Here is a 14,149-nt window from a genome sequence, read left to right on the forward strand (position 1 = left end):
CCGCCCTGCGGGCGGCTAACAGCAGGGCCGTTCGCCGCTGCGCGGCTCACGGCCGGCGGGTGCTGCGCACCCGCCTCGCGGTACGGTGCGGGGCGTTCGCGGTTTGTGCATAGGTGGTTGCGTTGGGTGAGAAGTCGGCGGGGGTGCGTCCGGAGCGGCCTGCGGTCCGGTGGGGCGGGGGTGAACGGCGGACGGTGTCGGTGTGGGAGTCAGCTGCACGGTTGGGCCTCGTGGTTGCCGTGCTGGCCGCGCCGCTGGTGGTGTTCGTCTCTGTGGTGATCGCGCTCGCCGGGCGTCGTGCGTCTGCCCGCTGCTGGTGGTGGCTCGCTGGCGCGGGAATGGTCGCCGTGGTCCTGGTCGTGCTCACGGGTGGGTGGGGCGCGTACTGGTCGCCGTACCAGGAAGCGTGGTATGCGTTGATCGACGCGGTGGGAGAGGAACTGCTGCTGCGTACTGGGCCCGAAGCCGCGCTCGTCGCGGGATTTGCCCGGCTGCCTGGTTGGCTGCTGGCTCAACTGCCGCTCGCGGTCGCGGCTGGGACTGTCACCGCGGCGTGCTGTCGGTCGTGGCGGGCGAGGTTCAACGCACCGTGGCGTGTCGATCCGGCGCAGGTCCTGCCCGAAGCCGAGCTGCGCGGCCTGGTTGCCGCCCTTGATGAAGAGGACGTCCGGGAGCCCGTCGGCGACGTCGACCAGCTGGTGCTGCGCCTGGGCGTCGACGCACAGAGCAGCGAGCCGTACGACCTTCCCGCTGTCGCGCTGAGGCAGCACACGATCATCGCCGGGGCGACCGGCTACGGAAAGACCAAGACCGTACTGCGGCTGCTGTACGAACTGGTGGTCACCGATCATGCGAAACCGCTGCGCGTCCCGGTCGTGCTGCTCGACATGAAGGCGGACCCGGAGCTGGTGACCGAGCTGGGAACGATGGCCGAAAGGGCAGGCCAGCGGTTCCGCGTCGTGACTGTCACCGGGACCGGCGCGACGTACAACCCCATCAAGCACGGTTCGGTTGAGCAGGTGTGCAGCCGGATCGTGGAGACCTTGGACCAAGTCGCTGGCGGCGGCTTCTCCGAGCCGCACCACCGGGAGGCGGCGGAGGTCTACCTACGGCACGCGATGGCCGCACTAGATGACCTCGTGGACCAGGCCGTGGTCGAGCCGGACCCTCGAACCGGGCGAAAGCGCCGGTGGCGGCGAGACCTTCCCGACCTGGCCCGTCTGATGAGCCTGCGCCAGCTCGCCGAGCGGACCTCCCTGCTGTCTGCGACCACCGGCCGCACGGTGCACTCCTACCTGGAGTACCTCCAGTCGGATGGCCGGAGCCTCCTGCCGAGCATCCCGGGCCTTGCTGCCCGCATCACCAACCTCGTCGCCGGCGACGCCGGACGGGTACTCACCGATGCAGGCCACCGGGACGCTGTGGACGTCTACGGCGCGATCACGGGCGGCGACATTGTCCTGTTCTCCCTGTCGGCCGCGGCGGATGCACGTGCCGCGCGGCAGATCGGCAGCCTGCTGTTGACCGACGTCGGCGCGGTCGGCGACCGGCTCCTCGCAGAGGGATGGGGCAGGGCCGGCGGGTTCTTTCTCTGCGGAGTCGACGAGTTCAGCGCGCTCAGCGGAAGCACCATGACGTCGTTGTTCGCTCGAGTGCGGGCCGCGGGCGGTGGACTGCTGCTCGCCACCCAGGACCTTGCGGACCTGGACGCAGTCTCACCCCAGTTCCGCGCCGCCGTGCTCACCAACACCAACACCTTGATCCTCCACCGGCAGCGGTCGTCCGCTGAGCAGCTCGCCGCGCACGTCGGCACCCGGCCTGGGTGGGAGGAGACGCTGACGCTCCAAGATGACGACAGTCCGCTCGGAACCGTCACGGCATCGACCGGAGCCGCGCAGCTGCGGCCGGTGGACGAGCTGTTGGTACATCCACAGATCCTCCGATCCCTGCCACGCGGGCAGGCGATCATTACAGTCGGCCACCCGTCGGAGACCAGCCGCGTGGTGCAGATCGCGCCTGCACCCGTTGCTGTATGTCCCCCCGTAGGGCATCAGTCTGCCGTCGAGGAAGTCCACTGCGGGGTGCCGCTCGCCAAGACCCCCCGCCAGCCCGCGGCTCCAATCAGCGAGGCGCCCCAGAGACCGCCGACACCGCCCGTGCCCGGTGCCGACATGTGGAGCTGAACCCGCTGTTCACCATGGGCCGGCAGCCGGTGATGCCTGTGCACGGCGGCCACGGTGAGCGGCTTACGTGGCATCGCCGTGGCCGTCTGCGGGTGCTGCCGACATCCCCGAATGAGGCAGCTACGAGAAGGAGGAGGTGGCCGCGGCAAGGGATCGCTGGCGACCGGCCGCAGGTGGCTGGGCCCGGCGCCACCTGGGCGCGGGGACGGGAAGGCCGCCGAGGGCCGGTTGGTCCGCCGGGGCGGGCGTAGCGCGCACCCGCTTCGCGGGCCTGCTGCGGCGCCTCGTCCGTGGACACGCGCGGCGCCGCCGGACGGCTCGCGGGGCGGTAACGGCGGCCGTCAGCCCTCGGTGCGTCGCCGGTGGCCGTCACCGCCCACGCTGCCGCGTGAAGGCGCCGCCCACCGCCGCCCGTATCCCGCGCCGCCGTCGGGCCCCTCCGACCGCACCCGCCGTGCCGGGCCGGTCCCGCCGTCCCGGACACCTGGTGAAGACCCCAAGAAAGCTTCAGAAACATGCTCTGACCTGGGTGTTTCTCCCACACTCCACCCCAAAATGCAGTAGAGTTCTATTTGTCGGCAAGGGGGCGGCACCCGAACCGACACCCCATCACCTACAGCAGGGAGACCACGCATGAGCGTCATCACCATCACCCCCGAGGCCGTCATGTTCGGCTCGGTCGCGTTCGCCCCCGGCGTCAGCTGGCTGGGCTGGCTGGAAGAGCAGGTAGTCGGACCGGTCCAGGCCCTCACCTTGGACACCGACGACCCTCGCCGCGTGATGTGATCAACGAAGAGGGCAAGATCACGGATCTGCCGCCCAACATGGCGGCAACGCTGCTCGCTCGGCACCTCGGCGCCATCGCCGACGACGACTGGATTGCCGGCAGTGCCGTGATCACCGGTGGCACCTCCAACGGCGACACCGCCGCACTGACTGATGCCCAGCTGCACCACACCTACGACCAGCTGGCTGCCTCGTTCAGGACCGCCGCCAAGACCGTCGCCACGACCGCAGGGAACTAGTCACCGGGTGAGGCCGGAACGGCACCGGCCCCACCCCGCCATCACCCCATCACCCCAAGGGCCCCGCTGCGGGCGGGAACGGCACCCGCCCGCAGCGCCCGGCCCGACCACCCCACACCAGACAGGACGGTTCACCATGCCCGCAGCACCCGTACTCCCGCCCAAGCCCGTCAACCGCCACATCAGCCAGGAAGGACGCGCCGAGGCACGCAAGATCCGGCGTCGCTGGATGAACGACACCGCAGATTGGGCGATCCGCCAGTTCACCGATCCGGAAGGATGGCGCCGGTTCCTCTGGACCGCCGCGTACCACCCGACCCGGCCCACCGTCACCAACCTGGCTCTACTCGCCGTGCAAGCTCCCTTTGAGATCTGCCGCACCTACCGGCAGTGGCAGACCGAAGGCCGCCAGGTCCGCAAGGACGAACACGGCGCGCTCATTTACACCTCGGTACTGAAAGCCGAGGACGACGGCCCAGAGAAGTTGCGCGGGTTCGGATGCGGAAGCCTCTTCCGCTACTCCCAGACCGACCCCGCCGACGGCGCCGACACCGACCAGCAGCCCCCCGGACCACCCCACCCGCGCCGCCCGGAAGAACTGGCCGAAGCCACCCGCATCCACACCCCCCAGACCCTCCACACCGGCGCCCAAGCCATCCGTGAAGCCCTTCACGCACTCACCTCCGCCGCACCTGACCTCAGCCCCGCAGAAGCCGGTTCAGCGGCCCACCTCGCAGCCCTCACCCTCGACACCGAGCCCGGCGCCGCACCGCCCCTCGCGAGCCCGGAAACCGACGACCCCGACGCCGCACGTGATGCGCTGCGCGACGCCGCCCAGCGCGTCACCGACACCGGCCGCGCCGTCGCCGCCCAGGTCGCCGCCATCCACCACCCCCCGTTCTGACCCCCGGCCGGCCGGGGCGACACCGCCCCGGCCGGGNGCCCGGCAGCCGCGCGAAGGAGACGCCCCATGGCCCCAACCACCCCACCCAGGACTCAACGCAGCGCAGCTGAAATGGCTGCTCTCACCCATCCACGCATCCCGTGTCGGACGGGACGGCAAGGGCTTCAGCCACGTCGAAGCGTGGGACATCCGCCGCCACCTCATCAGGTGCTTCGGATTCGGCGGCTACTCCACTGACCTACTAGCCGTCCAGCTCGTACACGAACGAGAGACTCCCGGAACCGGCAACCGCTCCCGCTGGACCGTCGTATACCGCTGCGCCGTCCGGCTCACCGTCAAGGTCAGCGGCATGGACCTGGGACGCTGGCACGGGGTCGCCTGCGGCGACGCCATCAACCAGCCCAGCGCCGCCGACGCCCACGACTTGGCGTTGAAAACGGCCGACAGCCAAGCGCTCAAGCGCGCGGCAGTCAACTGCGGCGATCAGTTCGGACTCAGCCTGTACAACGGCGGCACGCTCGAACCTGTGGTACTCGGCACCCTCGCCCACGCCACCGGCGCCGAGCCGCCCGCCAGCGACCCGCCGGTTCAGCCGGACCCGGAAGAGCAGCAGCCCCGGGCAGGCACAGCTCAGTGTGCACCCGAGGACCGCCCCACCCCCCAGCAAGACCCGCCGACCGCACCCCGGCCACCCGGGCCCCCCCGCACCGGCCGACCCGGAGCGCGAGAAGGCAAGGGACGAAATGATGCGCGTCGCACACTCCGTCAATTTCCGCGACCAGATCGGCGAGCAATTCGAGACGCATTTCGGCCACCCCATCAGCCAGGGGACCACGCAGGAATTCCGAGAGGCCCGAGACCTCATGACGGGGGCGCAGTGAATCTCCGTGAACTGGCATTGAAGGAAGCACAACTCACCCTCAAGCTGGCCTCCATGAAGCTCGCGCTCACGACCATCCGAGAATCCATCCAGAAAAAGCTAGAGGAAGCAGCCGAAGAAAACGGCACCCGCCAAATTGCTGTCACTCTCCCGGACGGAACGCGAGTCGGAACCATCGGACTGAATGATGATTCCCGGCGCGCCGTCATCACCGATGAAAAGGCGTTCAAGGACTGGGTATCTGAGCACCATCCAGAGGAAATCAAACCCGCATTCGTCCGCGAAGTCCGCCCAGCATTCCAAAAGCTCATCCTCGGGGAAATCGAGAAAAGCGGCGCCCCAGAAACCAACGACTCCCAAACCGGTGAAATCAGCACCATCCCCGGAGTCGAAATCACCACCGTCCGCAGAGGCGGACACAGCCTCAGATGGAAGGACGGCGACCAGTCCAAAGACGCCGTTCGCAACACCCCGGCCAGCTAGCCACCACACCCCCACTGTCAGCACCACCGAACCCCACACGCGCCGCTGACGTGCCAGAACCGCCGGGGGTGTGCCCACCAACCAACACACCCCCGGCACACTCACCAACACACCCAGCACACACCCGCAGCACACCCCCAAGGAGCCCCTGACATGCGCACCTACGCTACCGCTCAGCTCATCGGCACCCGCGAGACCCAATGCGACGCAACCGCCGTCCGGGCCGGCCAGGACGGCACCCGGGCATACGTTCTGCTCGACGGTATCGGCAGCACCAGGACCGTTCGCGCCTGGACCCGCGCCGCCGCCGTCCGCCTCGCCCGTACCGCAGTCCGGCACCGGGATGCAGAAACTGCGCTGCGCTCCGTCTACGACTCCTACGCTGCCGAACCCGCCCGAGACGACCTCTATGCAATCCAGCCCAAGGCCGCAGCCGTCGTGGCCGTCACTACCCCTAGAAAGCCACTCAGCGTCGCATGGTGTGGCGATTCCCGCGCCTATCTGCTCGACCGGGGATCCGCAATCCGCCTCACCCAGGATCACAATCTGCGCCGCATCTACCCGCCCACGGCTGTGTATCCGTACGGAGGAAATCGCAATGTCATCACTTCATGTCTCGGCAGCACCGATTCTGACGAAGATGTCGCCGCACGTTACGGACATCCTGCAATCGAAAGAACCACACACGAAATCATCGACCCCTGTCGTCTCCTATTGGCATCTGACGGCGCGTACGAACCCCACGAAGACGCACGCCCACGACCTCTACAGCGAACTCGAAGGTAATTCCCTCTCAGGGACCGTGCGGGAATTCGTGAAACTCGCTGTCGAAACATCCATCAAGACAACCGCCGCCGCAGACTCGAACCAGATTCACGCCGACAACGCTACGCGCGCGGGGCAGCAGCCGGTTCAACACCTCTACCTGTCGGCGCCGTGACGTCGAGGTGTAGGAGAACTCCGTGGCGACGAGGGCATGCGACAGCGACACGGGCTCGTTGACCCGGAGAGCGAGGCCGTTGAGCGCCGCGCCGCCCCCCCCGCACAGCTGTGAAGGACTCGCCGCGAATCGGGTCGCGGACCACACCGGCCAGCGTCAACCACTCACCGTCGTCGTAGACCTCAGCAGCGATGCTGACAGCGCAGTGCGGGATCCCATAGAGGTGGTTGACACTGCCGTCGAGGGCGTCGATTACCCAACGGATCCCGCTCGTCGACGAGCTCTCGGTGCCCTCCTCCGACAGGAGACCGTCGTACGGCCTCGCCCGGTCCAGGAGCGTCACGATGTGGTCCTCACTGCGTCGATCGAGCTCGGTCAAAGGGTCGGACGGCGAGGACTTCACCCCCACTGATCGGCGTCGGTCGAGGTGCTCGACGATCACCTCCCCTGCAGAAACCGCAGTCGTTGCCGCTAAGTCGAGGAGTCCTTGGAGGCCAGACAAGCCGGTGTGCGTCATGCAGCTGCTCCTCGTTGCTGAACGGCGTCTCGTCGACACGACGCCACGGGGCTCGAGACTACGGGTTGTCGAACCCGTATCGGGTGGGCTTTACTCGCGTGGAGCAATGTCTGTCTGCTCACCCTAGAGCCTAGACAAGGGGGTACCCGTTGAGCGATGTTCCAGATCTCGGGCCCATGCCCCAGCGGGTCACCGTCAGTGCCGACCAGGCGGGGCGGCTCGTGGCCGAACAGTTCCCTCAATGGGCCGCATTACCTGTGACGGCTGTGGAGAACGGCGGCTGGGACAACCGGACCTTCCACTTGGGCGACAACATGTTGCTCCGCCTGCCCAGCGCGGAGGAGTACGCCTTGGCCGTGGAGAAGGAGCACCGTTGGCTACCCGAGCTGGCATCCGCTCTCCCGCTGCCGATCCCGGTGCCGTTGGCGAAGGGGAGTCCTGGTGCGACCTACCCGTTCGCGTGGTCGGTCTACGGGTGGATCGACGGCACGCCCGCGACGTTCGAGTCAGTCGTCGATCCGATCCGCTTCGCCGAGGACCTGGCCAACTTCGTGGCCGCGTTGCAGAGCATCGATGCCTCGGAGGGGCCACAGCCTGGCAAGCACAACTGGTTCCGTGGAGCAACGCTGCGGACCTACGAGGCGCAGGCGCTCGGTGCGCTGGACGAGCTGCGCGGCCGCATCGACGTCGCCGCGGCACATGAGTTGTGGACTCAGGCGCTCGAGGCGCAGTGGGACGGGGTCGACGTTTGGTTCCACGGCGACCTTGCCAAGGGAAACCTGCTCCTTGAGGACGGACAGCTCGCTGCCGTCATCGACTTCGGTACGTGTGGCGTGGGGGACCCCGCTTGCGACCTCGCGATCGCGTGGACCCTGCTCTCGGCCCACGGCCGCGACTTCTTCCGGAAGCGGCTGGGCGTCGACGATGCGACATGGGCGCGCGGACGCGGCTGGGCGCTGTGGAAGACGCTCGTCTCGTGCGCCAACAGCCTGGGCGAGGACGGCGCTGACGCCCGTGACGCGCGACGCGTGCTCTCGGGGATCCTCGCTGATCGAGGCTGAGGTGTCGTAGGGGCGCGTGGACCCACCGGGTCCACGCGATTACGCCCATGGGCTACGGAGCTGCCGAGCCTAAGCCGAAATGTTTCACATTCCAATTTCCACTATCAATGCGACGTGCGTTCAGCGTCGAGTAAGGGACCGGCCATGTCTGCCATTCTCGAAGAGACCTATCTCGGTGTCGAAGCCCAGAGGATCTATTACGACCTCCGCAAGCGCACCGCCGCGTTCGACCTGATCCGGGAAGTGGTGCCGGTGACGTACGCCCTTCACGCGGGTCCAGATGCCGGCCGCCTGGTCGGCGCGAGCCTGGAGCGGCTGGAGGCGTGCGCCTCCATTGAGGAGGTGGAAGCCGTCTTCGCGGACTGCCGTGCGAGTTGGGACGAAGCAGGCTTCGGCGCACGTCTCACCACGGACAAGGAGGGCGCCTGGCACCGGAGTCTCCTGGTCGGCGGCCTCGACCGGGCGCACGGCCACGTGGTGGACATGGGCAACCACAACAACGGGTTCGGCGACTACCTTCTGCGCGTCAACCCCAGCGTCGAGCACGTCACCGGGGTCGACCACCGCAACGATCCAAACGTCCTCACCGGTGATCATCTCGACTTCGCGCACCAGGACGACGTGACCAAGATCCCGCTGGACGATGACAGCGCAGACACCGTGGCGTTCCGGGTTTCTCTCCACCACTGGACCAAGCCGGTGCAGGAGGCGCTGCTCGCCGAGGGGGCTCGCATCATGCGCCCGGGCGGGGAGATCCTCATCGTCGAGGACTCCTGGGCCGATCGGCCCGGCCTGACCGACAACGCCCTGACGCAGCAGTACCGCGAGCTCAGCGACGAGGACAAGGTTGCCGCGCTGTCGCTGATCGATGTCGCCTCCTGCTTCATGAAGGAGGAGACGGTCGCCTACCCCATGTCCTATCGATCGGCGGCTGAGTGGGAGTCCATGCTCACCGCTCTTGGCGCCACGTCGATCGACTCGACCTACTGGGGCTTCACGATGTTCACCATCTACGGTGCGCCGATGCTCGTGATTCGCGCAGTGATGGGCTAATCAAACCGAGAAGCCCGTCGTCAGGACGGGGTGTTTCTAAATAGGGTGTAGCTCTTCTGGAGGGAAGGGCTGACCTGGGAGAACGCTAATCGGGCTGTGGGGTGGGCTGCTCGTCTCTACCGTGGTGGTGGAGGAGGGGTGGCGGATGGGCTCGTTGTTCGAGGAGTTAGAGGCCCGGGAGTCGGCCGAGCGTGAGCGGGTGGATGCCCTGCAGGCGGAGCTGGCCGAGCTGACGGGGCATCTGGAGGATGCCCGGGCGGTTCTGGAGCGGTTGCGTGTCACGCGTGAGACGGTGGCCGAGGTGCTGGCCGAGATGGAGCCGCTGTCGGGTGCGGCGCCGGTGGCGGATGTGTCTGTCGGGATCCGGTCGTGTCGGCGTATGCGGGTGCCGAGCGGCGGGTGGCGGGGGTGCTGTCGGTGCCGAAGTGGCAGCCGGGCATAGACGCGGGTGTCCTGCCGCGGGAGTACCGGGACATCCTGGAGGTCGTGTCAGACGCGCCGGGGCCGGTGCGGGCGAAGCAGATCGTTCCCCGGATCGGTCTGCCGGTGCGGTCGGGGAAGATCGAGGGCACGCGCGCGAAGCTGAAACGGCCGGTCGAGCGGGGCTGGCTGGACGAGGACGATCCCGGCCTGTTCGCCCCGGCCCGCCGCCGACGGGCGGATTCATCCATGCCCCGACCGGGGCAATGCTCCTCTGCCGCGAGGCCGCGTTCGTCGCGACACCGCCATCCGCTAGGTTCGACTACGTCACTGACCCGCCACCTTCCGTATCCCCAGTTTCCGCACCCTGTACCGTTACATTTGGCGTTACAATAGCGGGGAAGCGGCTCAGCCGATCCGCCGACGAAAAGGGGCTTTGCGGTGTCCGACGAGGGTGTACAGCCGACCAGTCCGACACCATCGACCATGCACCAGGCGCGGAAGATGCTGCCGCAGCTGGTGAAGGCCGCACACGAGGGCCGGTACACACCCCTCACCCGCCACAACGAGGGGCGAGAGTACCAGGCGCTGCTGGTGTCACCCCAAGCCGCCGAGGAAGCAGGCTGGGATCTGACAGCCGCGGCGCCCTGGCCAACCGCCCAGGCCCGCAAGAAACTCGGCGACCTCATCCAACAGGCCGCCCAAGGCCACCCCCAAGTCCTGCGCCGCCACACCACCCCCGTCGCCGTGCTGCTCCCCGCCAACCCCGACGGCACCCTCCGCACACCGGCTGAGCCCACTGCGACCACCGCCGAGCCGCCCAGCACCGCAGTTCCGTCCAGGTCCGACGCCACTGCGCCGCCGACCCCCTCCACCGCGCCGCAAGCTGTCCCGCCACCCGGTACCACCGCCACCACCGCCACCACCCCGCCCGCCGCCCCTGAACCGCCCGCAACGGTGCCGGCAGCGCCCCACACTCCGCGCCGTCTCGCTCCCCTCAGCCAAGCCCTCACCACCATCCTCCCCCCGGCTACCGGTGCTGAGAGCGAACCCGCTCCACATGAGACCGCCTTGGGTGGCCTGTCCACCGGTATCCCCAGCCTGGACGCCGCGCTCGGGGGCCTCCACCCCGGTCGCTTCTACCTCGTCGCTGCCGCACCCGGCGCCGGCGGCAGCCTCATCGCCGCAGGAGCCGCCCGTGCCGTTGCCCTCGACCACCACCGCCCCGTCCTCTACGCCGCTTCCGGCCTCACCAGCACCGATGTCGCCGCACGCATCGTCGCCGCCCACCTCCCGGTCGACTACCGCCGCCTGCGCGCCAGCCGCCTCACACCGACCGAACAGGCTGACGTCACAGCCCTCCACCAGGAGCTCGCCGCAGCACCCCTTTACATCGACGATGACACCGACCTGACCACCACTGCGATCGCCGAAACCGCGGCGGACGTGCCCGGCCTTGCCCTGGTCGTCGTTGACCGACTCCAGGCCACCGACGACCCCCGCCTTCCCCTGTCCGGCCCCCGCCTCACCGACGCAGCCCAGGCCCTGGCCCACCTCGCCCGCACCCACCACCTCCCGGTCCTGGCCGCCCTCGACACCGACACCCCCGACCTCATCGCCACCCTCGGCCTCGACATCACCCTCACCCTCACCCGGGACACCGACCAGGCCCACCTCACCCTCACTGAACGCGACTTGGGCACCCAGGACACACTCACCCTCCACGCCGACCTCGCCCACGCACGGCTCACCGACCCCATCAACCCCAATGCCAGTCTCCGGGAGTTCACCTCCGACGAACTCGCCGCCCTCCGCCCCCAGGGGCGTTCCGCACCGGAGGGGCCTGCCGGTGCGTCTGATGTACCCCCCAGCGAGCCCGAGCCCGGGACGATCTCGGGCCCCAGCGAAGCGCCCACGGACTGGCCCGCCGTCGCAGTTCCGGAGGGCGGTGGACCGACGGGTACTCCGTCGGTCCCCTCTGGACGTCCCTCCGGCCCGTCCGGGCCGGCCTCGGCCGGTTCCGTTGGGCCGGCGCCGGGTTCCCAGTCATCCCCCGGCTCGGCTGCGGCGACGGGTGGTGCTGTGTCGGTTGGTGGTTCGTCCTCGGCGTCGGCTGGTGCTGGTGTGTTGCCGGTTGGGGGTGGGGTGTTGGCGGGGGTGTCCGGGCCGGTGGTGGGTAGCGGCCCGGGGGCCTCTCAGGCCGCTTCTCGGACCGTTCCTGAGGTCTCCGCGGCTGCGCCCCCGGCTGTGAGGGCGGGCGGGGCTGATGCGGGGGCGTCACGGCTGTCCGCATCCGCCAGCAGCGGTGGTGGCCGCGCCAGTGGTGGTTATGCGGGTCGTGATTACTCGTATTTCACGGGGATGATCACGCGGGCGGTGGACCAAGCTCTTGAGGAGTATGGAGGGGATGTTGACGCGGCGACTCAGGCTCTGGTCCTGAAAGCCTCACCGAACGCGATGGAGCTTTTCGAGGCGACGCGCGTGGGCGGGAATTACGAGCACACAGTCTATCCGGAACTGATGGAATTCCTCCGGAAGAAAAACAAAGACGGTGTGGATGAGATCTGGGAGGGGCGTCATAACTGGACGAACACCGCCCTGCTCGATCAGCTCCACGCAGGGAAGGCCCCTGCTGTCACGGTTGATGCTCTGGACACCAACGCCAGCTACCTCTCAGCCTTCAAGACGTATCTGCCGATCGGCGCCCTGGTCCACCAGGGCGCGGGCGGCTTCGACCCCAAGCGCTCCGGGATCTACCAGTTGCCCACCCGCCCGGTCTGGTCCCGCCCGGACCTGCCCGACCCGATCGGCAACCGCCGCGAGGAAGGCCCCGTCCTCCTCGATGACGCCACCGTCCGTCTGCTGTTCCGCTGCGCCCGCTACGGATTGTGTGAGGTGCCGGTGATCAGCGAGTGCTGGACGTCCGGCGCGAGCGAGGGGCTTTTGGAGAAGTTCCGCCGGGTACTCACCGAAGCCCGCGAAACCGCCATCAGAAACCAGGACACCGTGACCGTCGAATACATCAAGGCGATGTATTCAAAATTCGTGTCCACGATGGGCGAGTCCACCACGAACCGGGACATCCGCCGACCGGAATGGATGCATATTATCCGTTCCCAGGCGTTCGCGAACCTCTGGCACAAAGCATACAAAGCCCACCAGCACGGCCTTACCATTGTCCGCGTCCGCGGTACGGACGAACTCCACGTGACCGGCGGAGAATGGCGGAAGGTCCCCGGCCGGGAAGGCGGGGTATTCGAAGAAGGCCGCCTCACCACCCACATGAAACTCAAGAACCGCTACACCCTGCCGAGGAAGCCCACCGCCTGACATGTCGACCGACGGATGGAAGAACTTCGGTAAATACGGCGCCGACCTCGACCCCGGGAACGTCCACGGCAAATACGCTCTGGGCCGCGCTCTGGAAGACGCCCTGGAACGCATGATCATCGAGGGTGGTATCAAGTCCCCGGTGACCACCCGCCGCGGCCTGAAGGCCCGGATGAACTACCTGACCACCACCAGCGGCGGCGCCCAGGCCATGGCGGAGGCCGGTATCACCGCCACCCGCCCCACCATCCGCGCCTGGACCAAGGGCACCCAGCGCCCGCGGCCGGAGAACGCGGAGGCGATCGACACCGCCTACTGGAACCTGCGCGCGGCCAACATCCTGGCCAACCCCGGCGCCTTCAAGCAGCACCTCAACCGCGGCGGCCAGGGCACCAAGGTGGAGATCTACCCCATCAACCAGGACGTGGTCTTGCCGACGCGGCGCCGGGAGAACCTGCGCGTGCGGCGCTTCCAGGTCCGCTACGTCTGGGACGCCGCGGTCGACGCCCTGGCCGCCGGCGACGTCACTGAACTCGAACACATCTGGGACGAGATCATCGCCGAACTCGACTCTGACTGGGGCGCCTACACCTACGTCTCCCACATCGGCCTGGGAGCCTGACCACCCGGCCCAGGCCGCGGGCCACCGGACGGGGCGTGCCGGGCAGCGTTCCGGACCGCTGTGCAGTTCAGGCGACCGACGGAGCGCTGTGGCCGGTGACACCCATCGGGCTTCGCGCTGCTGGTGACAGGTAGCGCGCCGATCTGGTGACAACTATCGGGCTTCGGCTCACCGGCCCGGCCGCCCGTGCCGTACCGGAAAAAAGAATTCCACCCAGCAATATCCAGCTAAACTCAACCCGAAAACAGACCACCCCAAGACGGCACCTTGAGAAACCGGGACCGCAGCCGAAATCCGGCAGTACCACAGCGCCGGTACAGGACCTCTTCCCCGCATATCCGCACCCGGAATCCTGTAACGCCTAAAGGTCCGTTACAGCAAAGAATCACACCGGGACACATTCGCATCAAGAATTCCCCCGGACGCACTTCTCGAACCCCCTTCAGGCTGCTACAATTCTCGAATTGGTAGAGACCACTTGCCCCAATGGCAGACACAAAGAGTAGCCGTTACAACTTGTGTCAGACCTGGTAGGCGTGACATACTAGGTACACAATGGGGCAGGGAGCGCCCGGAGGGCGCCAGATAGAGACCGCCTCCCACCTGGGGCCGGCCCGGTAACGACGATGCGCCAGCCCCAGCTACAAGAAACTGTAACGGGGCACACGACACCCACCTCACCCCGTAGCCAGCCGTTTCTAGTCGCGGAGCGACGTTACATCATTCCGTCA

At 67.9% G+C, this 14,149-nt stretch carries 11 protein-coding genes and 2 pseudogenes; 12 read left to right on the top strand and 1 reads right to left on the bottom strand.

The window, feature by feature from the left end:
- Positions 1-230 precede the first annotated feature (230 nt).
- The 8 genes and pseudogenes from ABD299_RS20810 (at position 231) to ABD299_RS20840 (ending at position 6,415) form a co-directional block, all read left to right on the top strand.
- The gene (locus ABD299_RS20810; protein ID WP_344264860.1) at positions 231-2,183 is read left to right on the top strand and encodes a type IV secretory system conjugative DNA transfer family protein; all 1,953 of its coding nucleotides are present in this window, start codon (positions 231-233) and stop codon (positions 2,181-2,183) included.
- 633 nt (positions 2,184-2,816) lie between these two features.
- Complete coding sequence (locus ABD299_RS20815) at positions 2,817-2,969, top strand: hypothetical protein (protein ID WP_344264863.1); 153 nt, start codon at positions 2,817-2,819, stop codon at positions 2,967-2,969.
- Positions 2,966-3,208, top strand: a complete 243-nt coding sequence (locus ABD299_RS20820) for a DUF3846 domain-containing protein (RefSeq protein WP_344264865.1) — start codon at positions 2,966-2,968, stop codon at positions 3,206-3,208. Before ABD299_RS20815 ends, ABD299_RS20820 begins: the two co-directional genes overlap by 4 nt.
- Positions 3,209-3,344: 136 nt before the next feature.
- Positions 3,345-4,112, top strand: a complete 768-nt coding sequence (locus ABD299_RS20825) for an ArdC family protein (RefSeq protein ID WP_344264868.1) — start codon at positions 3,345-3,347, stop codon at positions 4,110-4,112.
- Positions 4,024-4,608, top strand: a pseudogene (locus ABD299_RS25190) (Rad52/Rad22 family DNA repair protein); the annotation flags it as partial. The gene ABD299_RS20825 and the pseudogene ABD299_RS25190, both read left to right, overlap by 89 nt.
- Before the next feature lie 381 nt (positions 4,609-4,989).
- Positions 4,990-5,475 (top strand): hypothetical protein, encoded by a 486-nt coding sequence (locus ABD299_RS20830; protein ID WP_344264870.1) that lies wholly within the window; start codon positions 4,990-4,992, stop codon positions 5,473-5,475.
- Positions 5,476-5,628: 153 nt separating this feature from the next.
- Positions 5,629-5,961: pseudogene (locus tag ABD299_RS20835) on the top strand (mucin-2); the annotation flags it as partial.
- A gap of 112 nt (positions 5,962-6,073) precedes the next feature.
- The gene (locus ABD299_RS20840; RefSeq protein WP_344264894.1) at positions 6,074-6,415 is read left to right on the top strand and encodes a hypothetical protein; all 342 of its coding nucleotides are present in this window, start codon (positions 6,074-6,076) and stop codon (positions 6,413-6,415) included.
- Here ABD299_RS20840 and ABD299_RS25195 read toward each other — a convergent pair.
- Complete coding sequence (locus ABD299_RS25195; RefSeq protein ID WP_425581383.1) at positions 6,363-6,932, bottom strand: inositol monophosphatase family protein; 570 nt, start codon at positions 6,930-6,932, stop codon at positions 6,363-6,365. The genes ABD299_RS20840 and ABD299_RS25195 overlap by 53 nt on opposite strands.
- 149 nt (positions 6,933-7,081) lie before the next feature.
- Here ABD299_RS25195 and ABD299_RS20845 point away from each other — a divergent pair, with 149 nt between their 5' ends.
- The 4 genes from ABD299_RS20845 (at position 7,082) to ABD299_RS20860 (ending at position 13,418) form a co-directional block, all read left to right on the top strand.
- Complete coding sequence (locus tag ABD299_RS20845; protein WP_344264872.1) at positions 7,082-7,993, top strand: aminoglycoside phosphotransferase family protein; 912 nt, start codon at positions 7,082-7,084, stop codon at positions 7,991-7,993.
- Positions 7,994-8,137: 144 nt separating this feature from the next.
- The gene (locus ABD299_RS20850) at positions 8,138-9,046 is read left to right on the top strand and encodes a class I SAM-dependent methyltransferase (RefSeq protein ID WP_344264874.1); all 909 of its coding nucleotides are present in this window, start codon (positions 8,138-8,140) and stop codon (positions 9,044-9,046) included.
- Between the two features lie 861 nt (positions 9,047-9,907).
- Positions 9,908-12,796, top strand: a complete 2,889-nt coding sequence (locus ABD299_RS20855) for a type II toxin-antitoxin system prevent-host-death family antitoxin (RefSeq protein WP_344264877.1) — start codon at positions 9,908-9,910, stop codon at positions 12,794-12,796.
- A 1-nt stretch (position 12,797) separates the two neighbouring features.
- The gene (locus tag ABD299_RS20860; protein ID WP_344264878.1) at positions 12,798-13,418 is read left to right on the top strand and encodes a hypothetical protein; all 621 of its coding nucleotides are present in this window, start codon (positions 12,798-12,800) and stop codon (positions 13,416-13,418) included.
- The last annotated feature ends 731 nt before the right edge of the window (positions 13,419-14,149 follow it).

It is taken from the genome of Streptomyces sodiiphilus (genome assembly GCF_039529215.1).
In the GTDB taxonomy this organism is placed as follows: domain Bacteria; phylum Actinomycetota; class Actinomycetes; order Streptomycetales; family Streptomycetaceae; genus Streptomyces; species Streptomyces sodiiphilus.

Excerpts from the sequence above, each read along its gene's own strand:
- ABD299_RS20860 (WP_344264878.1), top strand. The coding sequence starts at position 12,798 with ATGTCGACCGACGGATGGAAGAACTTCGGTAAATACGGCGCCGACCTC.
- ABD299_RS20840 (WP_344264894.1), top strand. The coding sequence starts at position 6,074 with ATGTCATCACTTCATGTCTCGGCAGCACCGATTCTGACGAAGATGTCG.
- ABD299_RS20815 (WP_344264863.1), top strand. The coding sequence starts at position 2,817 with ATGAGCGTCATCACCATCACCCCCGAGGCCGTCATGTTCGGCTCGGTC.
- ABD299_RS25195 (WP_425581383.1), bottom strand. The coding sequence starts at position 6,932 with ATGACGCACACCGGCTTGTCTGGCCTCCAAGGACTCCTCGACTTAGCG.
- ABD299_RS20825 (WP_344264868.1), top strand. The coding sequence starts at position 3,345 with ATGCCCGCAGCACCCGTACTCCCGCCCAAGCCCGTCAACCGCCACATC.
- ABD299_RS20850 (WP_344264874.1), top strand. The coding sequence starts at position 8,138 with ATGTCTGCCATTCTCGAAGAGACCTATCTCGGTGTCGAAGCCCAGAGG.